This window comes from Bartonella melophagi K-2C (assembly GCF_000278255.1).
In the GTDB taxonomy this organism is placed as follows: domain Bacteria; phylum Pseudomonadota; class Alphaproteobacteria; order Rhizobiales; family Rhizobiaceae; genus Bartonella; species Bartonella melophagi.
Map to the genome: position 1 here is coordinate 17,653 of NZ_JH725082.1, position 526 is coordinate 18,178.

Here is a 526-nt window from a genome sequence, read left to right on the forward strand (position 1 = left end):
GATCCTTATAAAAATACTGAAGTTCTTGGTCATATAAGCGACTTTACCCCAGAACAACTTCGAGAGTTTTCTTTAAGGAATAAGGAATTACTTGCTAAAGCAAGGCAAAATGGTTCTCTTAAGATCGATCCTTATGTTGCAAGTGATAATAAGCCAACGACACAAGAAGATAGCCCTAAAACGAGTATTATGGAGGCTTTGGGATGGGGGTCAGTTCATGGAGCGACTTTGGGCTATGATGATGAAATAGCAGCAGGAACATCGTCACTTTTTGGGAAAGAAACATATGACGACGGGGTGAAGAGACGGCGTGATTATCAAAAATTGTTGGCAAAAGAGCATCCTTATGCTTATGTCACCGGTAATCTAGTTGGTGGTTTGGCAACCCTAGTTCCTGCAATAGTTGGAGGTCCCTTTGTAGCAGGTGGTGCTGCTGCTGGACGTGGTATAGCTGCTGCTATACGTGCTACTCCTGCTGCTATACGTGCTACTCCTGCTGCTATGCGCGCTGCTCCTGCTGCTGTTG

General features: G+C 44.9%; 1 pseudogene. It reads left to right on the forward strand.

From position 1 onward, the window contains the following. Positions 1-526 (forward strand): annotated as a pseudogene (locus ME3_RS07010) (hypothetical protein); the annotation flags it as partial.